Source organism: Pseudomonas sp. IT-P100 (assembly GCF_949767185.1).
Taxonomy (GTDB): domain Bacteria; phylum Pseudomonadota; class Gammaproteobacteria; order Pseudomonadales; family Pseudomonadaceae; genus Aquipseudomonas; species Aquipseudomonas fluorescens_B.
This window is the reverse complement of the sequence record NZ_CATKQK010000009.1, coordinates 70,121-96,797: the sequence shown is the minus strand read 5'-3', so window position 1 is coordinate 96,797 and position 26,677 is coordinate 70,121. Positions and strand designations below refer to the sequence as shown.

Sequence of the window (26,677 nt, the reverse complement as noted above, 5' to 3'; positions counted from 1 at the left end):
ATCGTGCATACCTTTGTGGCGAGCGAGCTTGCTCGCGCTGGGCTGCGTAGCGGCCCCAAAAATCTGACAACTATTGCCGAGTTTTGTGAGTGCTACGCACTCAAGCAGGAGCAAGCTCCCTCGCCACAAGTTTCCTTTGATTCAAGACACTCTTAAGTGAAAAATATTGCGGTGTGGTGCGGTCCTTATCCAAGCTTAGTTCATCGCGGCCCGAGCTTGCCGCTTCAACGATAACGCGGTGCCGCCATGGAGTTGCCGAACAAGCCCGACAGGGTTTGGCGCTGGGCTTCGTGACGGTCCCATTGCGAGCCGTCGTGCAGACCCGGAATAGTCACCACCTCTCCATTCGCGAGCCCTGCCAGCGCCGCATCGACCATGTCCTCGGCGGTCATGACGATTTCCTGCGGCAGGTTTTCCACCGGGTTGCCGGCCTCGCTCCAGAAATCGGTGGCGGTGGCGCCAGGCAATACGGCCTGAATACGAATGCCTTTGTCAGCCAGTTCATGGTGCATGGATTGGCTCAATCCCAGAACGAACGCCTTGGTCCCGCCATACACGCCATTAAGAATCTCGGGGGCAATCGCCACGATCGAGGAGATGTTGATCACGGTGCCGTTGCCACGGGCGACGAACCCGGGCGCTACCGCGTAGGCCAAACGCATCAGTGCGGTGACATTCAGGGTGATCATGTCTTCCATGTCATCCACCGGGCTCCCCAGCAGCGGCATGACAGCACCGACCCCGGCGTTGTTGACCAGCAAGGTGATGCTCGCGTCGGTACGCAGAATCCCTTCGACCCGGCGCAGATCGGCCTTGTCTTTCAGATCGGCAGCGACGACTTCCACGGCGCGACCGGTTTCGTTGCTCAAGTGATTGGCCAAGGCGTTCAGCCTGGCCTGGCTGCGGGCGACCAGAATCAGATCGTAACCCTGACGCGCGAGACGATCGGCATAGACCGCGCCGATGCCGGAAGAGGCGCCCGTGATGAGGGCGGTGCCTTTGGATGAGAGAGCCATGTTCAGTGTCCTTCACAGTGAGGCGAGAGGTTCGCCGGGTGTGACCGTTATAAATTGACTGACCTTCGTCTCAAATGACGTTTAAAGTACGCTTTTAGGACATGTCCATTGAGGGCCTATCGATGACTTCCGTGGCGTTTGTAGTGTTTGAGGGTTTTCAAACCATGGCGCTGGCGGCCATGCCGGTGTTCGAGTACGCCAACTTCAGCGCCGGCGAAGCGCTTTACGACGTCAGCGTACTGTCCGAGGACGGCCGTACCTTGCGTGCTTCCGGCGGTTTGAGTGTCGGCACCCAGGCGTTCGATGAGCGGGTGTTCGATACGGTGATCGTGGTCGGCGGCGATGCCATCCTCGAACAGGCGCCCGAGGGTGTGCTGGATTACCTGCGCGCCAGCGTTAAAACCGCGCGGCGCACGGCGTCGATTTGCTCCGGGGCGTTTGTCCTGGCCCAGGCCGGTTTGCTTGAGGGGCGCCGGGCGACCACGCACTGGGCTTATGCAAGGGAACTGCAAGCACGGTTTCCGTCGATCAAGGTGGAAGAGGACCGCATTTACGTGATTGACGGTTCGATCTGGACTTCAGCCGGGATGACGGCCGGTATCGACCTGGCGCTGGCGATGGTCGAGAAGGATCACGGCCCGCTGCTCGCGCGCTCCGTGGCACAGAAACTGGTGATGTACCACCGGCGGGCGGGCGGCCAGTCCCAGCATTCGGCGCTGTTGGAACTGGAGCCGAAATCCGACCGCATCCAGACCGTGCTCGGTTACGCCCGGGAACACCTCGCCGAGGCGTTGTCGGTGGAACAACTGGCGGACGTGGCGCGCCTCAGCCCGCGCCAGTTCAGCCGGGCGTTCCGGGCAGAAACGGGACAATCGCCGGCCAAGGCCATCGAAAACCTGCGCCTGGAAGCGGCGCGACAGATGCTGGAGCGCGGGCGACTGAACCTCGATCAGATCGCTGCCGAATCCGGCTTCAGTGATCGCCGGCGCATGCGCGAAGCGTTTCTTCGGGCGTTCGGGCAGCCACCCCAGGTGATTCGGCGCAACGCCCGTTCGGCCTGAAGCGTTTATCCGCGCAGCCTGCGGCAGCTCCTACAATGAGGGGGCAGGTTCGCGTGTGGAGGTACGGATGAACATCTCGGCCAGACTGGCGTTTTTCGCCATCGTGAGCACCCTCGCCTACCTTGGGTTCGCCGTGTGGGGGATGGGCTCGTTTGTGGCGTTTTTCTCTCATTCGGCGTTGGTGGTCGTTGCCTTGGCGACCCTGGTGATGGCGATCGCGGCGCTGTTCTCCGAGGTCAATCTCAGCTCCGGCCAACGGGAAGACCGGGCCAATCGCTGGGTGCTGCCGGCCTTCGGGGTGATCGGGACAGTGAGCGCTTTTCTACCGGCCTACACCGACCGGATCGACGTTTGGACCTTCGGCGGTGAAGGCGTGCGCTGGCTCGGGGCGTTGCTGTTCATCGTCGGCGGTGTATTGCGCCTGTGGCCGGTGTTTGTCCTGGGCAAGCGTTTCAGCGGGCTGGTGGCGATTCAACCGGGGCACCGGCTGGTCACCGACGGGATTTATCGAACGTTGCGCAACCCCAGTTATCTGGGGATGTTAGTCAATGCCGTGGGTTGGGCGCTGGCGTTTCGTTCAGGCGTTGGCCTGTTGCTGGCAGCGCTGACGTTGATCCCGCTGATCGCCCGCATTCACTCGGAAGAAGCGCTGCTGCGGGCGCAGTTTGGCAGTGAATATGAGGCGTATTGCAGCCGCAGCTGGCGGTTGATACCCGGTGTGTACTGAACAAACCCATTCCAACATGGGGGGATTACGAATATCGCAGACGGATCCGGCCATCGCCGTCGACACCGCAGGCGATCGCTTCATAACTGACCATCGTCGCATGCGGCGTCTCGAGCGGATGTTCATGGGTCGAGGTGATGATCACAAGGTCTGCCCCCGCCGCCTCCGCCGCGAGAATGCCCACCGTGGCATCTTCGAAAATCAGGCAATCGGTCACTTCGACGCCCAACCGCCTGGCCGCCAATCGATACCCCGCAGGATCGGGTTTACCCGCGCTGACATCTTCCGCCGTGACCATCACCGCAGGCTCCGGAATCCCCGCCGCCGCCATCCGTCGCAGCGCCAGTGCCCTGGGCGCAGACGTCACGATCGCCCACTGACCGGCCGGCAGCGACGTCAGGAACTCCGCCGCCCTGCCTACCTCGACAATCCCCTCGACGTCCTCGATTTCCGCCTGGGTAATCCACGCCGCCTCAGCTTCGGCATCGACACCCGGCAAGGCCTGGCGGTTGACCGTGTCGATGGCCCGGGCGCCATGAATGGTCGGCAGAAAAGCGTCGACATCTACCCCGTGGCGCAAGGCCCAGGTGGTCCAGATGCGCTCGGCGGCGGCGATGGAGTTGAGGACGGTGCCGTCCATATCAAACAGAAAGGCACGATAAGGTTTGTTGAAAACCGAATGTTGAGCTGACAAGGATGAGCGTCCTTTTACAAGAGCCAGGCGAGTTTTGCCGAGCAATGTAGCATTTGCGAGAGGGTTGGGCTCAACCGCGCGCTGATGTTCAGCCCACCGTCTTCGGCTTAAATGCAGCTGCCACGCCATCGAGCAATTGCCCCAGCGCCCAAGGCTTCTTGATAAAGGACACCTGATGCCTCACCCCGGACGATTCCGGCGTTTCGAAGCCGGACATGATCATGATCGGCTTGTCCGGCCAGCGGTCGCCAAACAGATTAGCCAGATCCGCGCCATTGAGTTTGCCGGGCATGGTGATGTCCGTGAGCAACAACCGTACCTCATCGGCGTGCTGCTCCAGGTAATTGGCGGCTGCATCCGCGCTGACCTGTGGTTCAACGACGAAACCCTCCTCCTGAAGAATTTCGCAGAGAAACTCCAGGATCAACGGGTCATCCTCAACCACAAGAATCAACCCGCCAGGAAGGTGCTCGCCCGCCATCGATTCTGGACACATGACTTTGCCACTCCCTGATCGCCTAATGATTTCGCGGGCTCAAACCCGCTGCTTACAGGTATGAGCAGCGGGCTCGGCGGAAATTCATTTTTGATACAGGCAAGTGAAAAAATCAGGCGTCCTGCAGAATCAGATCGGCGCCCTTCTCCGCCACCATCAGCACTGCGGCATGGGTATTGCCGGACGTCACGTTAGGGAAAATCGACGCATCGACAATGCGCAACCCGTCAATACCGTGGACTTTCAAACGCTTGTCCACCACCGAAGTCCGTTCATCCGCACCCATCGCGCAGGAACCGCACAGGTGATAGATCGAACCGCTGTTTTCACGGAAATACTGCAGCATCTGCTCGTCGGTTTCGACCACCGGGCCCGGCAGCACTTCTTCGACCGTGATGCCTTTGAGCGCCGGTGCCTGCATGATCTTGCGCATCAGCCGGCTGCCCTGGATCACCTCGTCGATGTCCTTTTGCGTACTCAGGTAATTCGGGTCGATCAAGGCCGCGTCACGGGGATTTTTCGACGCGATCTCGATGTGCCCGCGACTGGTCGGCCGGCACGGGTTGAAGCACAGCAGGAAGCCTGAATATGGTTCGGGCTTGAGGCTGGCCTTGTTGTTTTTCGGGATCTGGTACGACAGTGGGTTGAAGTACAGCTGCAGGTTCGGATGGCTCTGCTGCTCGCTACCCCGAAAGAACCCGCCGGCCTGATTGACGCTCATCGCCAGTGCGCCCTTGCGGGTGAACAGGTATTTGAGGCCGAGTTTGAATTGCCCGAACAGCGAGCTCAGTTGATCGTTTAGCGTCGGGATGTTGGCCTTGTAGTAATAACTGGCGCACAGGTGATCCTGCAGATTCTGCCCCACCGCCGGCAGGTGTTTGACCAGCGCGATATTGTGCCTGGCCAGCAGCGCCTGATCGGCGACACCGGACAGTTGCAGAATCTTGGGTGTGTCCACGGCACCGGCACACAGAATGACTTCCTTGCTGGCGGTGAAGGTGCGCACCACGCCGTGCTGGGTCACCGATATACCGGTCGCCCGGCCGTTGTCGAACAGCACCCGATCCACCAGGGCGAAATGCTCGACGGTCAGGTTCGGCCGGCTCAAGGCCGGGTGCAGATGCGCAAAGCTGCTGGAACAGCGCTGGCCATTTTTGGTGTTGACGTCGTAGATCCCCGAGCCTTCGAATGTCGGTCCGTTGAAGTCGTCGCTGTGCGGGTAGCCGAGTTCGTCGCAGCCCTTGATAAACACGTCGCAGATCGGATGGGTCTGGCCTTTCATCGGCGTGATGCTGATCGGGCCGCTGCCGCCGTGGTATTCGCTGTCGCCCAGGGGATGGTTTTCCAGTTTGCGGAAGTAGGGCAGCACGTCCTTGAAGCCCCAGCCCTCGTTGCCGTTGGCCGCCCAGTCATCGAAGTCATGGGCCTGGCCGCGGACGTAGATCATCGCGTTGATCGAACCCGAACCGCCCTGGACCTTGCCGCGCGGGGCATAGATTTCGCGGTTGTTCAGCTGCTTTTGCGGCTGGCTGTAGTACATCCAGTTGAACGTCGGGTTGTAATACATTTTGGCAAAACCGACCGGGACCTTGAACCACAGGGAACTGTCCTTGCCGCCCGCTTCCAGCAGGAGCACCGAATGTTTGCCCGAAGCCGAGAGCCGATTGGCGAGGATGCAACCTGCGGCGCCAGCGCCAGCGATGATGTAGTCGTATGTCATGCAGGGTTACCGCGTAAGTCGTTGTACAAAAAAACCGCCCGGCAGGTATGGCGTAAAATCTGGGGGGGCGAGCTTGCTCCCACAGGGACTGGGTTCACCCGCAGTGCCTGCCATGGGCGGCAAATCTTCAGCCTCGGGCTGGCGACGAGTCTTTGACGTCGGCCGGGGTCGGCGCCATTTGCAAGTGCAAACGCTCACCGGTGTACGGCGAATGCTTGCGCACCACGTCCATGTTCAGCTCTACGCCAAGCCCCGGTTCGGTGGACGGAATGATGTAGCCGTCCTCCCACTGCAACGGCTTGGTCAGGACTTCGGCGTGGAAACCGCCCCAGGTCATGATGCTTTCCTGGATCAGGAAGTTCGGCGTGCAGGTGGCCAGCTGGAAACTTGCCGCCGCGCCAATCGGCCCGTTGTAGAGGTGCGGTGCGATCTGCGCGTAATAGGCCTCGGCCATGCTGGCGATCTTTTTCGCTTCCAGCAGACCGCCGCAACGGGCGACGTTCATCTGCAGGATCGACGCACCGCCCGCCTGCAACAGCTTGAAGAATTCGTATTTGGTGGTCAGCCGCTCGCCGGTGGCAATCGGGATGCTGGTCTTGGCCGCGACTTGCGCCATGGCCTCTTCCTGGCCCGGTGGCACCGGCTCTTCGAACCACAGCGGATCGTATTTTTCCAGGCGCTTGGCCAGGCGAATCGCCGAGGACGGCACCATTTGCCCGTGGGTGCCGAACAGCAAATCGCACTTGTCGCCCACCGCTTCGCGGATCTTGCGACAGAAGGTTTCGCAGCGATCCAGCACCTCCAGCGAGATCTGGTGCCCGGAGTACGCCGTATATGGCCCGGCCGGGTCGAACTTCACGGCGGTGAAGCCTTTGTTCATGTTCTCGATGGCGCATTCGGCCGCCAGGTCCGGGTCGTCGTAGTCGTACTCACCCTTGCTGTTGACCGGGTACAGGTAGGTATAGGAACGCAGCCTTTCGTGGACCTTGCCACCCAGCAGTTCATACACCGGCTTGTTCGCCGCTTTGCCGATGATGTCCCAGCACGCCATCTCCAGACCGCTGACCACGCCCATCATGGTCAGGTCCGGACGTTGGGTGAAACCGCTTGAATAGGCCTGACGGAAGAAGCGTTCGATGTGGTGCGGATCGTGGTTGAGCAGGTAGCGTTCGAACACGTCTTCGATGATCGGCAGCATGGCTTTCGGGCCGAAGGTCGCAGCGTAGATTTCGCCCACGCCTTCGATGCCGCAATCGGTCTTGAGTTTGACGAACAGCCAGTACATGCCGCCGACGTGCGGTGGCGGTACAGCAACGATATGGGTTTCAAGGGCGACGATTTTCATCTCAGGCACCTGTCTTATTGAAAGTTTTACGATTGATACGAGCGCGCAGAGTCAGGGCCGCCAGGGTACCGAGCAGGCCGACGAAGGCGATGTAGCCGAAATACAGCTTGTAACCAAAGGCGCCGGGGAAATGCTCGGTGAGGTAGCCGTTGATCAAGGGAATGAACGCGTCGGGCATATAACCGACCACCGAGACAATGCCGATTGCCAGGCCGGTGATGCGCAGCGGGATGTTGCAGGTGTCGAGGATCGCCCAGTACAAACCGCGAATGGCGTAGGTCATCAGGCCGATGAAAATCACCGTGCCGATCAACAGGCCCATGCTGTTGAGTGCCGGGAACACGATCAGGCCGACCATCGCCAATGTCGCGAGGAACAGCGCCACGATCAGCACCGAAATGTTGGAAAACCTGTCACCGAGCCAGCCACCGCCGATCCCGCCAATCGGGCGCATCCACAACTTGATGGTCGTGATGGTGCCGGCCATGACGGCGGTCATGCCGCCGCCCTGCAGATAATCGGAGAAACTGTAGGTGGCCCAGAAGATGTGATAACCGCAGAACACGATGGCCGTCACCAGCCACAACTCGGGGATTTTCACCAGCGTGGCCAGGTCGCTGAGCAGGTTGTATTTGCCCTTCTCCACCGCCGCGGTGCTGTCCATCGACTTCGGGTCCTTGATCAGCACCAGCACACAGCCGATGGCGATACAGGTGAAGGCATAGAGGTAAACCACGTGCTTGAAGCCTTGCGCCGCCGACTCGCCACGGGTTTCGGTGGCGAAGGCAAACAGCCCCAGCGCAACGGTCGCCAGCAACGCTTCGACCAGGCCGCGACCGCCATCAAGGATGCCGAAGAACCGGCCTTGCTCGGTGTGATGGGCGATCATCTTCACGCGCTTGAGCACCGAGGCCCAGAACGTCAGGCCGGTGGTCAGCCCCCAGCAACCGAAGATGATCATCAGCCCGGTCAGCGACGGCGCAGTGGAATACCAAAGGCCCAATGCACCGGTAGCAACCAGCGAGAAGAAAATCAGAAAACGCGGGGCGATGCGGTCGGCCAGCCAACCGCTCGGCAAGTAGCTCAGGAGGAAAATCGTACCGAGCATCGAGTACAGATAACCCAGCTCGCTGTGGTTGATCTGGAACACCTCGAGCATGGTGGTCTGGTAGACCTGACGCAGGTACAGGATCGGGTAGATCGCACCGGCGGCCAGCACCAGGAGCATCAGTTGGACATAGCGACTTCCCTTGTCACTGTGGCTTTTTGAACCCGCGTTCGAACCCTGAACAGCGGCAGCAGTGGATGCATGCTTGGACATTGATGTGACCTCGGGCAGCCCGGTGACCGGGCGCCCCTGATAATTGTTTTTATGGGTGCAGCGTGAGGCGTTTTACCGGTGGATCAATACTTCATGACCACAAGCCGGGTCTGAGTGAATTCGAGCATGCCGTGCTTGCCGTCATCGCCGCCCAGGCCCGAGCGTTTCCACCCGGCGTGAAAGCCCTGGTACGGGTCCGCCGGGGTGCGATTGACGTACAACTCGCCGGCTTCAATGGCGTTGGCGACTTTCATCGTGGTGCGGTAGTTCTCGGTGTACAGCACCGACGACAGGCCAAACTGATGGTCGTTGGCCAAGGCCAGCGCTTCGTCGATGTCGCGGTACTTGAGCACCGGCAGCACCGGACCGAAGACTTCTTCCTGGACGATTTCCATGTCCTGACGGCAGCCACTGAGCAGGGTCGGCGGGTAGAAGTGACCTTTGCCCTGCGGAATAAATCCACCCGTTTCCAGTACAGCACCGGCGGCGACGGCGCGCTCGACCATGGCGTGGATGTTCTGCTGCGCACTGGCGTTGACCAATGGCCCCATCCGACTGGCGTCGGTGGCGCGGTCGCCGAATGTCACGGCACTGATTTTACTTTTGAGCAAGGCGAGGAATGGCTCGTAGATGCTTTCCTGCACGTAGACCCGCTCCACCGCCGTGCACAACTGACCGCAGTGGGTGGTCTTGGAGGCAACAATCGCTGTGGCGGCGGCTTCAAGGTCAGCATCGGCTTCGATGATCGCCGGGGTCTTGCCGCCCAGTTCCAGCGACGGCTTGGCGATGTTGGCCTTGCAGTAATCGAGCACGATACGCCCGGCGTTGACGCTGCCGGTCAGGGTGATCAAGCCGACGGCCTTGTGCGTGCAAACGGCAGCGGCGGTGGCGTGGTCCATGGTCAGGATGTTGATCACGCCCGCAGGCATGGTGGATTGCTGCACAGCCTTGGCGATTTCGAACGCGGACGTCGGTGTGTTGTTGCTTGGACGCACGACCACGGTGTTGCCGGCAATCAGCGCCGGGGCAATTTTGCGCAGCAACGTATAGACCGGGTAGTTGAACGGAATCAGGCACGCGACTACGCCAATCGGCTCGCGGTGCAGGAACAGGCTTTCGTTCGGGGCGTCGCTGGGAATGATCTCGCCTTCGATACGACGCGCCCATTCGGCGTGGTAGCGGGTGATCTGCGCGGCGTAACGGGCTTCGTTGCTGGCGTCAGCGACGCTCTTGCCGGATTCGGCGGCCAAGGCTTTACCGATGTTCTCGGCACCGGCATCGAGTGCATCGGCAAGCGAACGCAGGTGTTCGGCACGCTCGATGCTGGTGAGTGTGGCCCAGGCTTTCTGTGCCGCAGCGGCCGCTTCGACTGCGGCGGCGGCTTCATCGGCATTGGCCGCTGATACATGGCCCACCAGCGCTTCGGTCGCGGGGTTGTACACCGCGATCAGCGCTTCGCTGGCGGGTTCGATGAAGTGGCCGTTAACAAAATTTCGCTCGAGTCGCATGTGCATCGCCCATCGTTGTTTTTATCCAGTGAGATGCAGTCTTGGCATCTGACCGGCATTGAACAAACGATTTATTGAGCGATGTAACATTCAAAAAAAGAATGTTATATCCAGGTCGACGCAGAACCCTGTGGGAGAGGGCTTGCCTGCGATGGCGGCGGCACATCAGCCTCTTTTCGACTGACAGATCGTTACCGCGGGCAAGGGTGATCAGAGAGCAGCGGTCGAGGGTTCAAGCTGCCGTTGCGCCAACCAGATTTCCTCCTGCAACCACTGACTGAACACCTGCAATTGCGGCATCTGCGTCTGCTCCGGCCGGGTCACCAGCCAGTAGGACTGGTGGCCTTCGACATGCACGTTGAGCACCTGGGTCAACTGCCCGCTGGCCAGTTCCGGGGCGACCATGTGCCAGTCGGCAATAGTGATGCCCAACCCGTCGGTGGCCGCGCGGATCGCCAGGTCCAGCAAGTCGAACTCGTAGCCGCCCTGGGTATCGACGCCGGTGATGCGCGCCGCGTCCAGCCAGTGTTTCCAGGTCAGGTAGCGCTGGTCTTCCCGGGCGAGCACGTGCAGCAGCGTCAGGCGATTGAGGTCGATGCCCTGCTCGCTCCATTCCCGCGCATACAAGGTCGGCGCGCACACCGCGATATGCCGCTCCTGAATCAGCAGGGAGCTGTCCATGCCATCCCATTCCCCGTCGCCGAACCGGATCGCGCAATCCAGCGTGCTGGTTTCCGCAAGGCTGTCCTGCAAGCGCGTGGTGATGCTCAGTTCCAGCTCCGGATGCTTCTCGCGCAACCGGCCCAGACGCGGCATCAGCCAGCGATTGGTAAAGGTCGGCGGCGCGTTGATGTGCAGGCGATTGGAATGGGTTTTCTGCTGGATGCTGCGTACCGTCAGCTCGATCTTGTCGAAGGACTGATGCAGCGCCCGCAGCAGAATGCGCCCGGCGCTGGTCAGTTCAAGGTGATGGTGACGGCGCTCCAGCAAGCTCTCGTCGAGCTGTTCCTCCAGTTGCCGCACCTGGCGACTGACCGCACTCTGAGTCACGTTCAACAGTTCGGCGGCGCGGGTGAAGCTGCCCGTGCTGCCGGCCACTTCAAAGGCTTTCAGCGCGTTGAGGCCGGGCATTTTGCGTTTCATGGAAGGCTCTCAAGGTGGATGACAAGGCGTAAAGCATCCCACGCCGACGATGAATTGTCCTACAGGATTTTCCCAGTAACATGCATTTGATGAAGGTTTCGACGCATTTTTTATCGTTTGTTCAACGCAGCGCTGATGGCAAGACTGGCCAGCATCTCTAATAAAAATAAACGAGAGCTGACCCATGCCCCTCCCTGCTTCCCTGCGCCTTAGTCCGTCGTACCTCGCTCTGCTCTGCACCTTTGCCGCGCCCGCCATGGCGGTACAAGTCACCGACAACCTCGACCTCGGCGGCGCCGTTCGCGCACGCTGGGATTACGACCCCGACCGCGACATCCAGAAGTTCGGCCTGGACACCGTGTTCCTTAGCGCCAAGTACAACTCCGACAGCTGGATCGGAGAGGCTCAGTACCGTTTCTACGGACGCTCCTACCCGTACCAGTACACCAAGGACTACGGTGATATTCAGTTCGCCAAGTTTGCGTGGGCCGGTTACAAGTTCAACCCCGACCAGCAAGTACAGGTAGGCCTGAACACAGTGCCATTCGGTTTGCAGCCCTATTTCGGCAGCACCTTCTACGAAACCCTGGGCAACGTCATCGGCCTGGAGGATGTGCAGCAGATCGGCGCCAAGTACATCCAGCAAAGTGGCGACTGGAACGTCCAGGCCGGCTATTACCTGCGCCCGGCGTGGCAAGGCAAAGGCACCAGCAAGGGCGTGACCTACTCCAGCGTGGTGTCCGGGGCCGACAGCTACGTCGGCGATGGCAGCGACAACCAGGAACGCAACACCGTGGTGCTGCGGGTGGCCAAGTCGCTGGACCTGGGGCCCTGGAAATCGGAAGTCGGGATCTCCGGCCTGACCTCGACCCTGAAAAACAAGGACACCGACAACGACGGCCGACGCAACGCCGTGGCCGTGCACTACCTGGGCAAGAACGGTCCGTGGGGCGTGCAATTGCAAGCGGCGCGGCAACAGATGTCGCCGCGCAACGCCGGCACTGATGAAGTGGTAACGCTGGGTGGTTATGACGGCACCTACAACGTCGCCAGTCGCGGCAACCTGTACGTGGCGGACCTGAGTTATGACGTGGCCGGCAAGTACCTGTTCGACCAGATCAGCGGCGTGAAGCTGTACGCCAACTACAGCGCCTTCGACAAATCCGCCGACGAGTTCAAGACCTCGCAACGGATGATTCTCGGTACCTCGTTTTCCTTCAGCAAACTGTGGATCGCGACTGAGTGGCTGTATGGCAAGAATGATCCGTACATTGGTGGCAGCAGCTACACCCAGAGCCTGGGCGCTGGCGGGACTGATCATTGGGAGAATCAGTTGTACATGAACATTGGGTATTACTTCTGATCCAGGATTTTTGTCGCCTCTAAGTACGCCATCGCGGGCAAGCCCGCTTCCACAGGTTCGGTGATCCTTGTGGGAGCGGGCTTGCCCGCGAAGACGTCCGCCCGAACACCACTTGCATCAGCCCCTTGCTAATAGTCAGATAGGCATTACAAAACCATCCAAAAACAACAAACCAGGCCTCTGCCATGCGTCAACTGCCCTCGCTCAACATGCTGCGCGTTTTCGAAGAGGTCGCGCGGCATCGCAGTTTCAGCCAGGCGGCGCTCGGTCTGAACGTCACCCAGGGTGCGGTGAGTCGTCAGATCAAACAACTCGAAGACTACCTCGGCGTCGCACTCTTCATCCGCACTCCCCAGGGCCTGTCCCTGACCGAAACCGGCAGCGCCCTCTCCCCACACCTCGCGGAAGCCTTCGACCACATCGAACGCGCCCTGCAAGCCGTGCGCGTGCCCAACCTGCGTCAACGCCTGCGCATCCTCGCGCCACCGACCTGGGCCACGCGTTGGTTGTCGGCGCATTTGCGCGTGTTTTGCCAGCGCTACCCGGACATCAGCCTGAGCGTGACCAACCAGGCCAGCCACGACAGCCTCGCCGAAATCGACTGCCACATCCGCTTCGGCCTCGAAGCAGCCACCCACTGCAGCAGCCAATTGCTCGTGATGGAACGGCATATCGCCGTGGCCAGCCCGGAGCTGTTCAACGATGGCCAGCCACCGGATCTGCGGCAGTTTCCGTTGCTGCACATTCTGCATGACGGCAAGCGCCTGAAGGTCTGGGAAAACTGGCTGGCGGCGATGGGCCGGGATGATGTCGATGCGGACCAAGGGCTGGAGTTCAGCACGCTGGATCAGGTGATCCACACCGCGCTGGCGGGCGGTGGCCTGGCGGTGATCGACCGGCAGATGATCGAGAAGGAACTGGCCAATGGCAGTTTGTTGCCGATCACCCCCGTGGAAGTGATCGGGCCGTATGGCTATTGGCTGGATGTGGCGAACGACAAACAGGGGTTGTCGAAAGTGCGGTTGTTTACGGACTGGCTGGGGTTGGTCAGTAATCCCTGAAACAGTGATATTCCCCCTGTGGGAGCGAGCCTGCTCGCGATGAGGGCATTACATTCAACATTGATGTTGACTGATCCACCGCCATCGCGAGCAGGCTCGCTCCCACATTTGATCCGTCGTAAACCTTTAGACCGGTGTCGCGACTTTTGCTGCCAGCGGAACGCCCGCTTCGACCGGACTCTGCGCCTTGCACGCCTGGCTCAACGTCAACGATTTGGTCTCCGGCGCCCAGGCCCAGGACAACAACGCGCCCAGAGCCAGAATCGCCGCCAGTATCCCCATGGTCGGACTCAAGCCAATTCCCGCCACACTCACCGGCAACAGGAACGTGCTGACCGCCGAGCCCAAACGACTCACTGCCGTCGCCAGGCCGATCCCGCTGGCCCGCACTTCGGTCGGGAAGCTCTCGGCCGGGAACACGCCCACCAGATTGCTCACCGCCGACAACACCAGGGTGAACAGTCCGAACACCAGCACCATCAGGAACGCTGCGCTACTCGGCAACACGGCCAACATGAACAACGCCACCGCCAGGATGATGAACGAGTTGATCAGGAACCCGCGTCGCGAGAACTTGATGGTGCACCAGATCCCGATCAACGCGCCGAGGATCAGCAACAGGTTCAGCATCAGCTCGGTGCCGAAGCCTTCGGCCAGGCCCATCTTCTGCAGGATCGACGGCAAGAAGGTGTAGATGGCGAAATACGGCATCACGATGCACACGAAGAACAGGCAGTTGAACGCGGTGCGCTTGCGGTATTCGCGACTGAACAACACCGCATAGCCAGAACGGGTTTCGGTGGACTGGGTTTCGTCGAGCTCGACGTTGGCACCCAGGTGTTTTTTGACGATGGCTCGGGCCTCGGCAATCCGGCCCTGATTGACCAACCAGCGCGGAGACTCTGGCGTGCCGATGCGGGCGATCAGAATCAACGCCGCCGGGATCGCCGACGAGGCCAGCATCCAGCGCCAGGCATCGTCGCCAAGGCTGAGCATGGCGGTGCCGACGAAAGTTGCGGCGACGTAACCGAAGGTCCAGATCACGCTGAACGAACCCAGCAATACACCCCGGTGTTTCTTCGGCGCGAACTCGGCGAGCATGGCGTGGCCGACACTGAAGTCACCACCCAGGCCGATACCGATCAGCACCCGACAGAGAAACAGGCCCATGGCCGTTTCAGCGTAGAACTGCATGACCGAGGCGATGGTGATCAGCACGAAGCTGACCAGGAAAATTTTCTGCCGGCCGACCTTGTCGGAAATCCAGCCGAAAAACAGGCTGCCGAGAAACAGCCCGATCAGCGCCGATGCGCCGATCAGCCCCTGCCAAAATGCATCCAGCTGCATCTGTGGGCTCAGCAGGGTGAAGGCGATACCGATCAGGCCGAGAATGTAGCCGTCGGTGAAATGTGCACCGAAGGTCAGGCCGGCGATCTTGAGATGGAAGCGCCCGATGGGCAAGTCGTCGATTTTTACCGGTTGTACGGACATGTAAGTCTCCAATTGTTGTTATTGACGGAGAAATGAAACCGATCGTTTTTGCTGTGTGCGGACTGGTGTGGCGAGGGGATTTGTCCCCTCGCCACAAAAGCGCGTTCCTACAGGTGATGGGGTTAGAGACCACCCATCAACAGGTATTTGATTTCCAGGTAATCATCCAGGCCGTACTTCGAACCCTCGCGACCGAGGCCCGATTCCTTGACGCCACCGAACGGCGCCACCTCAGTGGAAATGATCCCTTCGTTGATCCCGACCATGCCCGCTTCCAAGCCTTCGGCCATGCGCCACACTCGGCCGATGTCGCGGCTGTAGAAGTAGGCCGACAAGCCATACGGCGTGTCGTTGGCCTTTTGCAGCACTTCGGCTTCGTCCTTGAAGCGGAAGCAAGCAGCAACCGGACCGAAGGTCTCGTCCTGAGCAATCAACATGTCGCTGTTGGCTTCGGCGAGGATGGTAGGTTCATAAAACGTGCCGCCGAGTGCGTGGCGACGGCCGCCGCACAATAGCTTGGCGCCCTTCCCCAATGCGTCGCTGACATGCAGCTCGACCTTGGCCAGCGCCGCTGCGTTGATCAGCGGACCTTGCTCGGTTTCACCGTCCAGCGCACTGCCGACCCGCATCGCCGCCACGGCTTCGGCGAGCTTGCCGGTGAACGCCTCGTAGACGCCGTCCTGAATGAAGAAGCGGTTCACGCAAACGCAGGTTTGCCCGGTGTTGCGGAATTTCGAGGCCATTGCGCCTTTGACGGCGGCGTCCAGATCGGCATCGTCGAAGACAATGAACGGCGCGTTGCCGCCCAGTTCCAGCGAGACTTTTTTCAGGGTGTCGGCCGCCTGACGCATCAGCAATTTGCCGGTGCGCGTGGAGCCGGTAAACGACAGCTTGCGCACGATGCCGGAAGCTTGCAGCGCCCCGCCAATCGCCACCGCATCACCTGAAACGATGTTGAACACGCCCGCCGGAATCCCGGCCTGCTCGGCCAGTACCGCCAGGGCAAACGCCGACAGCGGGGTTTCTTCCGAAGGCTTGAGAATCATCGTGCAACCCGCCGCCAATGCCGGGCCGACCTTGCGCGTGACCATCGCCAGCGGGAAGTTCCATGGTGTGATCGCAGCGACCACGCCGATGGCTTCCTTGACCACGATGATTCGCGCATCCGCCTTGTGGCTCGGGATCACGTCGCCATAGGCGCGCTTGGCTTCTTCGGCAAACCACTCCAGAAAACTCGCGGCGTAGACCACTTCGCCCATGGCTTCGGCCAGCGGCTTGCCCTGCTCGCGGCTGAGCAGCGTCGCCAGCTCCTTCTGGTTGCTCAGCATCAGCTCGCCCCAGCGCTTGAGCTTCTGGCTGCGTTCCTTGGCGGTCAACTTGCGCCAGGCCGGCAAGGCACGGTTGGCGGCGTCGATTGCAAGGCAGGTTTGTTCGGCGCCGGCCTTTTGCACGTCGGCGATCAGTTCGCCATTGGCCGGGTTCAGCACCGGGTAAGTGACACCACCGCTGGACCATTGGCCATCGATGAAATTGCCGTGACGGATCAACGCGCTCATGCCACAGCCTCGGTCAGGTTGAAACGTTCCAGACCCGGGCGGGCCGAACGCAGGATACGTTTACCGGCGGTGTAATCGTTGATCACGTCGCACGGGGTGTAGTTGCGTTCCAGCTCATGCAGCTCTTCGGCATCGAGTCGGGTTTCCAGCGCGGCCAGGGCGCTGTCGAACTGCTGCGTGGTGTCGGCGCCGACCAGCATGCAATCCACGCCGGGATGATTGGCGACCCAGGCCTGGGCGATCTGCGCGTTGGACACGCCGCGAGCACGGGCCACACGCTGTACCGAATGCGCGATCTCGAACGAGGCTTCGTCGCTGTACATCTGCTGGGTGAAAAAGTCAGTCTGGTTGCGGGTCGATTGCACGTCGCCGGTCAACAGACCTCGGGCCAGCGGGCTGAAAACCGAGACGCCCAACCCCTGGTCGCGGCAGAACGGAATCATCTCGCGCTCTTCTTCGCGGTAGGCGCAGTTCAGTTGCAGTTGCATGTTGATCGGTTTGACCCAACCGTTGCGCTCGCAGGCCATGAGTATCTTCGCCAGCTGCCCGGTGAGCATGGTCGACACGCCGATGTAACGCGCCTTGCCGGAGCGCACGATGTCGTTCATCGCGCTCATGGTTTCTTCGACCGGAGTATTCACGTCGAAGTAATGCAGCATGAACACATCGACGTAATCCATGTTCAGTCGCTTCAGCGACGCGTCGATGCTGTCCATGATGTGCTTGCGCGAATGGCCGCTGGCGTTGATGCCAGCGCGGGTGCCATAGCCGACTTTGGTGGTGATCACCAGGTCTTCGCGGCGGGCCAGGCGCTTGACGATGCGCCCCACGACTTCCTCGCCGACACCGGCGGAATAGAAGTCCGCGAGGTCGATGAAATTCACGCCGTTGTCCAGCGCGTGCGCCACGATCGGCTCGCTTTTCTTCTCATCGAAAATCCACGGTTTCCAGTCCGGGGTGCCCATGTTCATGGTGCCCAGGCACAGACGGGAGACTTGCAGGCCGGAGTTGCCCAAACGAATGTATTGCATGGTTCGGACCTCAGGCTTTTGGCGTGTAGAAAGGGTTGCTGATGTGATTGACCACATCCGCCAGTTGCGCGGTTTCCGGTTTGCCGGTCAGCGCGGCACGGATCGCCGTGCGGCAGGCGTTGTAGTTGTTCAGGTAGACCGCATCGAGGTCATCGCACGCCGGGTTGACCCAGTTCGCGGTGACGATGGCCCACTCGTCTTCGGCCTCCGGCGGCAAGGTGCCGTCGAGCAAGGCTTCCAGCACCGCCTTGGCGATCCCGGCCTGGGACGCGCCCCAGGTTGCGTTGCCGTGCAGGTCACTGCCGATCGCGGCTTTGTTCACGTAAAGGGTCATCGGCTTGACCGGAATGTTCGGCTGGGCGATCACCATGAACGGGCAATGGCCCTGGCTCGGCGATGCCAGACTATTGGCGAACGCCTGCCCTGCCGGGCCGTTGCGCGGGCCGATCAACATGTTGATGTGCGCGGCGTTCACGCCCGGGCCTTCGAAGCCTTCACCGATATACAGGTCGAGTTCTTTCATGAGTCGTTACTCTTCAGGGATTTGGGGTGATCAGAAATGCACGCAGACCGTGGCGGTCGCGTGGCAAATGTCGGGAGTCGAAGAGCGCGGGTCGTGGCGGAGAGAATCAGTCATGAGTGCAAACGCTCTTTTTTGTTGTTGATGAGCTGTGTTTGCGATTTTTTAACACTGGGGGTTGGCGGGGCTGTAACCATTAAAAGTCATGGGGGCATGACTTCAAGTCATACCCTGATAAATCTGCAGGAGCGAACTCTTGTGGCGAGGGAGCTTGCTCCCGCTGGACTGCGCAGCAGGCCCATTTTCTGGGTCCGCTCCGCGAACCAGCGGGAGCAAGCTCCCTCGCCACAAGAGCTGGCTCCTGCAGGGGTCGCGCTGTGTTGGCTTATTGCGACATGTTGTCCTTCTTCATGGCGTCCTTGGACATCGCATCTTTCTTCATCCCGTCCTTGCTCATCAAATCCTTGGACATGGCATCTTTCTTCATCGTGTCCTTGCTCATGGCATCCTTTTTCATCGTGTCTTTCTTCATGGCGTCCTTGGACATCGAATCCTTGCTCATGCTGTCATTGCTCATGCCGTTGGTTGCTTCAGCGGCAAATACACTGGCAGCACCCATGGCGAGGCACATGGACAGAACGACGGTGGTCAACTTTTTCATGATGAAACTCCTTGAAGCACAGGTTGCGGGTGAGTGAAGTTGTCGGGCGCCGTCAGCTGCCACCGAACCAGTTGTAGCCCTGGTCTTCCCAGTAGCCGCCGCTGTAGGTGTTGCTGACGAAAATCGCCTGGATGTGTTTGGGGTTTTTGTAGCCGAGCTTGGTGGGCATGCGCAGCTTCATCGGGAAGCCGTATTCACGAGGCAGCACCGCGCCGTCATAGGTCAGCGCCAGCAGGGTCTGCGAGTGCAGCGCGGTGGCCATGTCGATGCTGGTGTAGTAGTCGTCGGCGCATTTGAAGCCGACATATCTGGCATCGGTGTCAGCACCAACTCGTTTCAGGAAATCGCTGAACCGTACGCCGCCCCAACGCCCGATCGCGCTCCAGCCTTCGACGCAGATATGCCGGGTGATCTGCTCGTTCTGCGCCATGGCACGCAGCTCTTCGAGGCGCCAGCTGCGTTTGTCGGCCACCAGCCCGGTGACTTCCAGTCGATAGCTTTCTTCCTCGACAGTGGGTGCCTCGTCGATGCCGTAAAAGGCATTGAACGGAAACGGCCGGGTGATCATCGACGCCGGATAGGTCGGCGCCAGTGCGTTGGGATTGAACAACCAGCCCTGCACCCGATCGTTGAACCGCGACATGGAGGACAACGCCGTCTCGACGCTTTCGTTGTCGGTGATGTTGCAGCCGGACAACATGGCCACGCCACCGAGGGTCAGCCCACGCATCAGGAACGAGCGGCGTGAGCGGTCCTCGATCTGCGGTGCAATGATTTTCCGGGCGTCTTTCAGGATGGACGACTCGTCCAGACCTTCGATGCGCTTTTTCATACGGACTCCTTGCGACCGACAATCATGGCCAGCAACGTTTTGGGAACGAGCGCGACCATCGCCAGGTGCACCGCCACAAAGGCCATCAACAGCGCCATCGCGATGAAATGCACATGCCGCGCCGCTTCGTAGCCGCCCAGCAATTCACGCAACAGCGGAAACTGGACGGACTTCCACAACACCAGCCCGGAGATCACCAGCAGCGTGATATCGACCATCACGAACAGGTAGGCCAGCCGTTGCACCTGGTTGTAATGACTCAGGTCGGCATGCCCCAGACGTCCGCACAATGCAGCCCACAGGTCGTGCACAACACCTTTGGGTGACACCGGGAAAAAGCGCCGTGACAGACGACCGCTGGCGAGGTTGATGACCAGGTAAACGAGCCCGTTGATGGCGAGGAACCACATCGCGGCGAAATGCCATTGCAATGCACCGCCGAGCCAGCCGCCCAGGGTGATGCCTTTGGGAAAACTGAAGTCGTAAAGCGGGGAAGCGTTGTAGATGCGCCAACCGCTGGTGACCATGACCAGCACCGCCAGTGCGTTCAGCCAGTGGGTGAGCCGGAGCCAGCGCGGATGGGATGAAGCAGGTATCGGCGACATGATGGGCTCCCGGCGGTGTTGTTATTCGTTGGAACCGAGTATGGGAGCCGACAGATCGCCAAATCCTCACGTAAAGTTAAATTATTTGTGATAACTCCAAGGGCCAGAGCCGCTTGTTTTGTCCCGTCAGTTAATCATCGACACGATGTTTAGCTAGCTCCGCCTCAAAATCTTCTATCTTAGGGCCTAGAGATAGAAATCTATTCACGCTGTCCTCATAGAGTCTAAACGCCTCCTCCGCCCCTACAGTGCTTCTCGCTTCCGGAATGTCCATATGAGTTTTTTCGACCTGGACCAGATCAATATCTGATAGCTCTGGAATATACTCACTCCTCAAGTCCAATATCTCCTGGCTTATATCCGCCGAAGTAATTGGCCCGCTACTAAAGGAACGACTCAAGCTACTCGATGAGCTGTAACCAGAATCAGAACTGTCAGTGCTGCTGGTGCGTTCCAAAGGCTTGTCGACATGGGTTTCCGGCAAACTTCTTTGCACGCTCCGCTGGCTATTTTCTTGCTCTTGTTTTCGCCTCTCATTACTTAGGTGTGCCTGATAAGTTTGCGACCGTCCAATTCCAGCAAGTACATTAGTCCACTCACGCCCCCTGACTGCGCGGGCATTCAGATAGTTTGCCTGTTTTTCTGCTTGCCCCCGACTCAGCATATCTTGGCGCTCATTCTCCTCTCGATCACGCTTATTCAAACTGGTTTGATAAGCCTGGGCACCCGCACGGACTGAAAATTTCGCCAGTTCAGCATCGTGCTGTTTGCGCTCTAGTTTCTTTCGCGCCACCTCATTTGCCTCATCGGCTATTCGACGGTTATCCGCTGCAATTCTTTCCTGGCGCTGCTCCCTGGTCCCTATCAATAAACTTATCTCGTGAACTGCCTGATCCTGCCTCCTCGGGTCGGCAAATATGTTGACGGACCCGGCTTGAGGACGCTCAAAGCCTGGAAACTTTCGAGCCAGAAAACCTCGTGCACGTTCCTCACTCAGTGCCCCATTGCTTACACAGTTATTCAGAGACTGCATCAAACTCTTCGCTATTTGCCCTGGCACCCAACTTGCTTTCGACCCCAAGAGGCGACCATTGAAATACGAGACCGGAATTCTGAACAGTTCATCTGCTCGCTTAAAAAGATTCAAATCAATTACCGAGGCTTGTACGACAGGTGAAGACTTCGCCAGTAAAATGGCAAATTCCAACATCCGTTCAATTTGCACCGCCTTGATTTCTTCTCCTGAGCTCAAAGCCATTGTCAATTTATGTTGTAGTTCAACGCTAGCAGGACCAACAGTATCCAGCGATTTGCTCACTGGAGCAGTGGGCGGGGTCATTGCATTGGCAGAACCGGATGGCCTATCTGGCTTTGCGTCATCCTCACTATCGCTGTCAGATAAAATATCTGTTCGGTGAGTTGCCGAGAATGCCCCCGCACCGGCTCCGCCGTTATCAGAATCATCGTCACGAGGCTTCTTTTCCATAGCATTGAATACAGGAGCGCAGACGCCTTCCGATGTTTTTCGATCGGCTGCACCCCCTCCTCTCAAACCCGTTTTTTTACGCTGGGCAATGAAGGCGGCGTTTTCATCGTCTTCGCTCAGACTGTCATCGCCATCATCTGAAACATCCTCTAATTCCTTCGGAATTATTTTATGCCTCTCCAGCGCCTGTATTTCCGTTCCAGTCAATTTATCGTGGTCCCGAAAACAGTCTTCCGGGAGTAGGCGTTTAGTCAAATCTGTGAGATTGCTAAAGCGGTGCTCGGCGTGAGGCTTATAATGGCCACTACCATTTGTCCAGAATTTTATTTTTCCTTCTTCAAATAGAATCTCGCCCGCAAAGAGTGTTGGTTTGCCGCCGCTTAACGAACTGTGACCGTCGACAAAGAACGGGTCTTTATATCGATGATTGTTGAGCTTTCCGTTCGAACTTCTTTCGTAATTTCTCGAACCGCAAATAATATGGTCAGGCTCCTCGGCAAGTATCACAAACGCGAGCACACCTTCCAGATCATAGTTTTCCCCATTGTCTTGCCGAACAAACTCATATTCATTTTTGTCGTTTTTTCTGAGGTGAAAAATTTGATCAGGATAAGCTGGTTTCTGCATTTGACCATTGGGATCCTCCCTGAGCACTACTCGGCTTTTCTCCAGAACACTTGGGACTTCAAATGTTGACATTGCAGAAGCATTCAATGTCGTACCCGACGATGCCACACCGGGTGGAGCTGTTTCTTTCGCGGGTACATAGCGAGCCCACAATTCTGGATCCTGCTCCCACGGCGAGGGTTCCGGCATGTTGTTTTTATAGAACCTGACGGTATCGCCCAGTTGCGCTCTGCATCGATACAAATGGCGCAGTTCTTCCGCCGTTATTCCGTTTGCTTCCAGCTCTTTATTATCAACCACATCAACCATCTGAATATCATCCAGCAGAACATGGAGGCAGGCCGTTGACACACCTTCACTTTTTTGCTGAATAAACTCATCGATCATACGTTTACTTATATTAGAAAAGAGGTAGGTGGCCGATTTATGAATCCGTTGCCATGCTTCTCCCCTGGTAAATTTTTCCCGTCCTTCTTCTGCATCGAGGAGGCCGTATGCATGAGCATAACCAGGATGCTTGCACAGATCTGAAAACAACTTATCCAGTTTATTGCTTGTACTATCCGGAATGTCTGAAAAAGCATTGTTAATACCTCCACTCTCTTGTGCTCTCTCTTCCAACTCGACAACACAATCAAAAAAACCGGTCACAAAATCTATAACACAATCCACGGGCACACTGGGTGTAACATCCGACAAAGCAACCTTGCCATCCTTGGCATTGTTATTGCCAACCGAATTATTATCCCTACTTGGCTTTTTTCGTTGTTTCTCTGCCGTCACGACAACTGCCAGCGCGTCTTCCACGTCGATTATCGTAGTAGGTTTGTCGTTTACCTCTGTGCCTGGCAGACTTTCAAAATTATAGGCTTCAGGCTGCTCAGCCATTATATTAAATGCAACCCTCAGACTTTCCAGGAGACGGACTGGCGTCCATGGGGAATTTTCCTTGCTGGCGATCGAAGACAGACCTAGTACGCGATCTCCTCTAGATTCAGAAAAAGAAGAGCAGAAATACTGTTCGGATGTTGCTGTTGCAGAGGCTGTTTCGCTAACTTTCTGTCGAACACTTTGAGTGCTTAACAAGTTTGAAGAACCGCAAGAAGAGAACATGCTATTTGTTTCTACCGTCAATGTATGCAGGGGTCTAACGCTGCGAAATGGTTTGTCGCGCAGTTTGAACGTCCAGGCAATTACAGCAACGCCGGCATCGTAACTAAATATTTGATGGCTGCGACCTGTGTTGACTTTGATGAAAAGCCAGGCGGATACAAGCCAGCCCTGTATCTGGGAGTAGGACCTCCAAGCATAGAAACTCCCACATTGATTGCGTCATCCGCTCATTCGCTGCAATTGTGGTTAAAATGCCGCCCCCTCAAATCGCCGATCCGACCCGATGAACTCAGAAGCGCTGACCACCCTACACGACCATCTGCTGACAGCCCTGGCAACGGCCCCCGCAGAAACCCGCCGGCTGTTCCACGGTCGCGGTCGCTGCTGGCCGGGTCTGGAGCAACTGACCGTCGACTGGCTGCAGGGCGTGGTGCTGGTGTCGCTGTTCAAGGAACCTGAAGCCGCGCAACTGGATGCGTTGAAACAGCGGCTGATGGCGATCACCCGGTCACCCGAGTGGACGCAATCCGGTGCACATACCCTGGCGCTGCAGCATCGTTACCTGCTGCAAAGCACCACCGAATGGCTGGTCGGGGATGTGATCGAGGACATGACCATCACCGAGGGCGGCCTGCGCTATCGCGTGGACCTGGGCCGCAAGCAGAACACCGGTTTGTTCCTCGACATGCGCTACGGCCGCGATTGGGTGCGCGCCAATGCTCAGGGCAAGCGGGTGTTGAACCTGTTCGCCTACACCTGCGGTTTTTCGGTGGCGGCCATCGAGGGTGGCGCTGAACACGTGGTCAATCTGGACATGTCCAGCCCGGCCCTGAGCCGTGGCCGCGACAATCACCGGCTCAACGGGCACGACTTGAGCAAGGTGAGTTTTCTCGGCCACGACCTGTTCAAGTCCTGGGGCAAGGTGATCGGCAAAGGTCCGTATGACCTGGTGATCATCGACCCGCCCTCCTTTCAGAAAGGCAGCTTTTTGCTGACCAAGGATTACCAGCGCGTGCTGCGGCGGTTGCCGGAATTGCTCAGCCCGCACGGCACGGTGCTGGCCTGCATGAATGACCCGGCGTTTGGCGCGGACTTCCTTATCGAGGGCGTGATGCGTGAAGCGCCGAGCCTGCGGTTCGAGCGACGGCTGGAGAACCCGCCGGAGTTTCCCGATGCGGATGTCGAGTGTGGGTTGAAGGCGTTGGTGTTTACGCTCGGCTAACTAAAGATCTTTTGATGTTGATATCAACGCGGCCGCAATACCAACGCGAACAACTCGCCATGCCCGTTCACATTGAGCTTGTGATAGACGTTGCGCCGATGCACCTTCACCGTTTCCGGCGAAATCCCCAGTTGCTGGGCAATCGCCTTGCTGGAGAAGCCCTGAAGAATCAGGCGCGCCGTTTCGATTTCCCTCACCGTCAAGCGCGCATCAAAGCGATCCAGCAAAGTCGCCAGATCCCCGGCCACAGCCTCAGTGGCCGAGCCTTCCGGCGGCATCAATTGCAGGTGACGACGCATCGCGGCCAACACCCAGTCACGCACACAGAGCAGACGGCCCTGCTCTTCCAGGGTAAAGCACGTCGAGCGACCCAGTGACAGACCGAGCACGGCACCCTCGGCGTTGATCATGAACTGCAACTCATCACTGCCCACCACCGAGCGGAAGTAGCTCAGGTAATACTCGCTCTGCTGAAACTGGTCGGGGGCTACCGAATCGAGGCTGTGCAAACCGTCAGCGATACCGGCACAGGCCGCCTGATAAAACGGATCGAGCAGGTACAGGCCGGCGCTGTAGCCGGCCAGTTCGTCAGGGTCATCGCCGCTGCCCCTGGTGTCGAAATCAATCAGCAGGCGCGGCACTCGGCCAGGCGTCATCACCGCGACCAAGGCATTGTCCAGCGGCACCAGTAGTCGCAGCGTATCGAGCAGCGCACGCCAGAAACCGTCCTGCCCCAACGCGCCAAACACCCGCGCCAGGCCCTGGTGCACCGGCAACTCTTTCAGCAACGCATCCACGCTCTACCCCTTTCGAGTAACCCATGATGGGAATGGGTGAGTTCCCGGCCTGCCGATACGCTGCAAGCACCTGTTCATCACCGGCCTGCAGCAGGCCAGGAGTGCCGCATCATGAGTCGTCCCCGTCAACAGATCAATCTTGGGTTGAGCGCCTGTCTGTGCGTTTCGCTGGCGGCGGTGGCTGCCGAGGGCCCGACGGTTCACGTCTACAACTGGTATGACTACATCGGCCCCACGACCCTGCACGACTTCAAGCGCGACACCGGCATCTCACCGGTTTACGACACGTTCGACAGCGCCGAAGTGCTGGAAGGAAAACTGCTGACCAGCCGCAGCGGTTATGACGTGGTGGTGGCCAGTAACTTCAGCCTGCCGACCCTGATCAAGGCTGGCGCACTCGCGCCCCTGCCCCATGCACAGATGCCTGACTTCAAAAACATGGACGCTGATCTGTTGGCGAAACTGGCCAACAACGATCCAGGCAATCAGTACGCCGTGCCGTACCTGTGGGGCACCAACGGCATCGGCTACAACGTCGACAAGGTTCGCGCCGCGCTGGGCGACAAGGCGCCGGTGGATTCCTGGGAGCTGGTGTTCAACGAAGCCAACCTGGCCAAGCTCGGCCAGTGCGGCGTGGCCATGCTCGACTCGCCGTCCGAGATGCTGCCGGTCGCCCTGCACTACCTCGGTCTGCCGCCCAACAGCACCAACCCCGAGGACTACAAGAAGGCGGAAGCGCTGCTGCTGAAACTGCGTCCGCACATCGCCTACTTCAACTCGTCGAAGTTCATCAGCGACCTGGCCAACGGCAACATTTGCGTGGCGGTGGGCTGGTCGGGGGCGATGCTTGAAGCCAAGACCAACGCCGAGCAGGCCAGCAACGGCGTGAAGATCGCCTACAGCCTGCCCAAGGAAGGCGCGCCGGTGTGGTTCGACACCCTCGTGTTGCTCAAGGATGCACCGCACCCGGAGCAAGGGCTGGCGTTCATCGATTACTTGATGCGCCCTGATGTGATTGCCCCGGTCAGTGACCACCTCAACTACCCCAACGGCAACCGCAGCGCCACGCCACTGGTGGCCGAAGCGACCCGCAACAATCCGGCGGTGTACCCGTCCGCCGAAGCCTTGGCCACGTTGTTCACCCTTCAGCCGCTGCCGCCGGCCACCGAGCGGGTGCGGACGCGGATCTGGAGCAAAGTCAAAAACGGTCAGTAATTGCGCCGCTCCCGCAGGGTCTGCGTCTAGCCCAGCCACTTTTTTCTGCCACGAATTGAAGATGAG

The 26,677-nt window shown here is 59.0% G+C and carries 23 protein-coding genes; 6 read left to right on the top strand and 17 right to left on the bottom strand.

Annotation, left to right across the window (positions count from 1 at the left end; genetic code table 11):
- Nucleotides 1-224: 224 nt before the first annotated feature.
- The gene (locus ACM6IQ_RS07330; protein ID WP_017339544.1) at nt 225-1,016 is read right to left on the bottom strand and encodes an SDR family NAD(P)-dependent oxidoreductase; all 792 of its coding nucleotides are present in this window, start codon (nt 1,014-1,016) and stop codon (nt 225-227) included.
- A 122-nt stretch (nt 1,017-1,138) separates the two neighbouring features.
- Between ACM6IQ_RS07330 and ACM6IQ_RS07325 the strand changes: the two genes are divergently transcribed.
- Nucleotides 1,139-2,077, top strand: a complete 939-nt coding sequence (locus ACM6IQ_RS07325) for a GlxA family transcriptional regulator (RefSeq protein WP_017339545.1) — start codon at nt 1,139-1,141, stop codon at nt 2,075-2,077.
- A 67-nt stretch (nt 2,078-2,144) separates the two neighbouring features.
- Entirely contained in the window at nt 2,145-2,804 is a 660-nt protein-coding gene (locus ACM6IQ_RS07320; RefSeq protein WP_414878390.1) for a methyltransferase family protein, read from the top strand.
- Between the two features lie 25 nt (nt 2,805-2,829).
- Here ACM6IQ_RS07320 and ACM6IQ_RS07315 read toward each other — a convergent pair whose 3' ends face one another.
- From ACM6IQ_RS07315 to ACM6IQ_RS07285, 7 genes are all read right to left on the bottom strand, one after another.
- Nucleotides 2,830-3,498: an HAD-IA family hydrolase gene (locus ACM6IQ_RS07315; protein WP_414878389.1), complete on the bottom strand. Its 669-nt coding sequence runs from the start codon at nt 3,496-3,498 to the stop codon at nt 2,830-2,832.
- A gap of 88 nt (nt 3,499-3,586) precedes the next feature.
- Entirely contained in the window at nt 3,587-3,994 is a 408-nt protein-coding gene (locus tag ACM6IQ_RS07310) for a response regulator (protein ID WP_031319014.1), read from the bottom strand.
- 112 nt (nt 3,995-4,106) lie between these two features.
- Complete coding sequence (locus ACM6IQ_RS07305; protein WP_017339549.1) at nt 4,107-5,714, bottom strand: GMC family oxidoreductase; 1,608 nt, start codon at nt 5,712-5,714, stop codon at nt 4,107-4,109.
- A gap of 127 nt (nt 5,715-5,841) precedes the next feature.
- The gene (locus ACM6IQ_RS07300; protein ID WP_017339550.1) at nt 5,842-7,059 is read right to left on the bottom strand and encodes a mandelate racemase/muconate lactonizing enzyme family protein; all 1,218 of its coding nucleotides are present in this window, start codon (nt 7,057-7,059) and stop codon (nt 5,842-5,844) included.
- Between the two features lies 1 nt (nt 7,060).
- Complete coding sequence (locus ACM6IQ_RS07295) at nt 7,061-8,380, bottom strand: MFS transporter (protein WP_017339551.1); 1,320 nt, start codon at nt 8,378-8,380, stop codon at nt 7,061-7,063.
- Between the two features lie 83 nt (nt 8,381-8,463).
- Nucleotides 8,464-9,888: an aldehyde dehydrogenase gene (aldA, locus tag ACM6IQ_RS07290; protein ID WP_414878411.1), complete on the bottom strand. Its 1,425-nt coding sequence runs from the start codon at nt 9,886-9,888 to the stop codon at nt 8,464-8,466.
- Between the two features lie 210 nt (nt 9,889-10,098).
- The gene (locus tag ACM6IQ_RS07285; RefSeq protein WP_017339553.1) at nt 10,099-11,031 is read right to left on the bottom strand and encodes a LysR substrate-binding domain-containing protein; all 933 of its coding nucleotides are present in this window, start codon (nt 11,029-11,031) and stop codon (nt 10,099-10,101) included.
- Nucleotides 11,032-11,215: 184 nt separating this feature from the next.
- On the opposite strand from ACM6IQ_RS07285, the gene ACM6IQ_RS07280 reads away from it, so the two are divergent.
- Entirely contained in the window at nt 11,216-12,394 is a 1,179-nt protein-coding gene (locus ACM6IQ_RS07280) for a hypothetical protein (RefSeq protein ID WP_414878388.1), read from the top strand.
- 185 nt (nt 12,395-12,579) lie between these two features.
- A complete protein-coding gene (locus ACM6IQ_RS07275; protein ID WP_017339555.1) occupies nt 12,580-13,455 on the top strand; it encodes a LysR substrate-binding domain-containing protein in 876 nt (291 codons plus the stop codon).
- Nucleotides 13,456-13,581: 126 nt separating this feature from the next.
- Here ACM6IQ_RS07275 and ACM6IQ_RS07270 read toward each other — a convergent pair whose 3' ends face one another.
- The 8 genes from ACM6IQ_RS07270 to ACM6IQ_RS07235 all read right to left on the bottom strand — a co-directional run bounded on the left by ACM6IQ_RS07270 (nt 13,582) and on the right by ACM6IQ_RS07235 (nt 23,377).
- Complete coding sequence (locus ACM6IQ_RS07270; RefSeq protein ID WP_017337362.1) at nt 13,582-14,946, bottom strand: MFS transporter; 1,365 nt, start codon at nt 14,944-14,946, stop codon at nt 13,582-13,584.
- Nucleotides 14,947-15,068: 122 nt separating this feature from the next.
- The gene (locus ACM6IQ_RS07265) at nt 15,069-16,502 is read right to left on the bottom strand and encodes an NAD-dependent succinate-semialdehyde dehydrogenase (protein ID WP_017338435.1); all 1,434 of its coding nucleotides are present in this window, start codon (nt 16,500-16,502) and stop codon (nt 15,069-15,071) included.
- Nucleotides 16,499-17,533 carry an aldo/keto reductase gene (locus ACM6IQ_RS07260; protein ID WP_017338434.1) on the bottom strand — a complete coding sequence of 345 codons (1,035 nt, stop codon included), beginning with the start codon at nt 17,531-17,533 and terminating at the stop codon, nt 16,499-16,501. The genes ACM6IQ_RS07265 and ACM6IQ_RS07260 overlap by 4 nt, the downstream gene beginning before the upstream one ends.
- A 10-nt stretch (nt 17,534-17,543) precedes the next feature.
- A complete protein-coding gene (fae, locus tag ACM6IQ_RS07255) occupies nt 17,544-18,056 on the bottom strand; it encodes a formaldehyde-activating enzyme (RefSeq protein WP_017338433.1) in 513 nt (170 codons plus the stop codon).
- 382 nt (nt 18,057-18,438) lie between these two features.
- Nucleotides 18,439-18,714 (bottom strand): pentapeptide MXKDX repeat protein, encoded by a 276-nt coding sequence (locus tag ACM6IQ_RS07250; protein ID WP_414878387.1) that lies wholly within the window; start codon nt 18,712-18,714, stop codon nt 18,439-18,441.
- A gap of 52 nt (nt 18,715-18,766) precedes the next feature.
- The gene (locus ACM6IQ_RS07245) at nt 18,767-19,546 is read right to left on the bottom strand and encodes a molybdopterin-dependent oxidoreductase (protein ID WP_017338431.1); all 780 of its coding nucleotides are present in this window, start codon (nt 19,544-19,546) and stop codon (nt 18,767-18,769) included.
- The gene (locus ACM6IQ_RS07240) at nt 19,543-20,151 is read right to left on the bottom strand and encodes a cytochrome b/b6 domain-containing protein (protein WP_017338430.1); all 609 of its coding nucleotides are present in this window, start codon (nt 20,149-20,151) and stop codon (nt 19,543-19,545) included. The genes ACM6IQ_RS07245 and ACM6IQ_RS07240 overlap by 4 nt, the downstream gene beginning before the upstream one ends.
- A gap of 130 nt (nt 20,152-20,281) precedes the next feature.
- Nucleotides 20,282-23,377 (bottom strand): hypothetical protein, encoded by a 3,096-nt coding sequence (locus ACM6IQ_RS07235; RefSeq protein WP_414878386.1) that lies wholly within the window; start codon nt 23,375-23,377, stop codon nt 20,282-20,284.
- Nucleotides 23,378-23,660: 283 nt separating this feature from the next.
- Here ACM6IQ_RS07235 and ACM6IQ_RS07230 point away from each other — a divergent pair, with 283 nt between their 5' ends.
- Complete coding sequence (locus tag ACM6IQ_RS07230; protein WP_017338428.1) at nt 23,661-24,599, top strand: class I SAM-dependent methyltransferase; 939 nt, start codon at nt 23,661-23,663, stop codon at nt 24,597-24,599.
- Between the two features lie 23 nt (nt 24,600-24,622).
- On the opposite strand, the gene ACM6IQ_RS07225 is transcribed toward ACM6IQ_RS07230, so the two are convergent.
- The gene (locus ACM6IQ_RS07225) at nt 24,623-25,396 is read right to left on the bottom strand and encodes a helix-turn-helix transcriptional regulator (protein WP_414878385.1); all 774 of its coding nucleotides are present in this window, start codon (nt 25,394-25,396) and stop codon (nt 24,623-24,625) included.
- Between the two features lie 111 nt (nt 25,397-25,507).
- Between ACM6IQ_RS07225 and ACM6IQ_RS07220 the strand changes: the two genes are divergently transcribed.
- The gene (locus ACM6IQ_RS07220) at nt 25,508-26,611 is read left to right on the top strand and encodes a polyamine ABC transporter substrate-binding protein (protein WP_414878384.1); all 1,104 of its coding nucleotides are present in this window, start codon (nt 25,508-25,510) and stop codon (nt 26,609-26,611) included.
- Nucleotides 26,612-26,677: the final 66 nt, after the last annotated feature.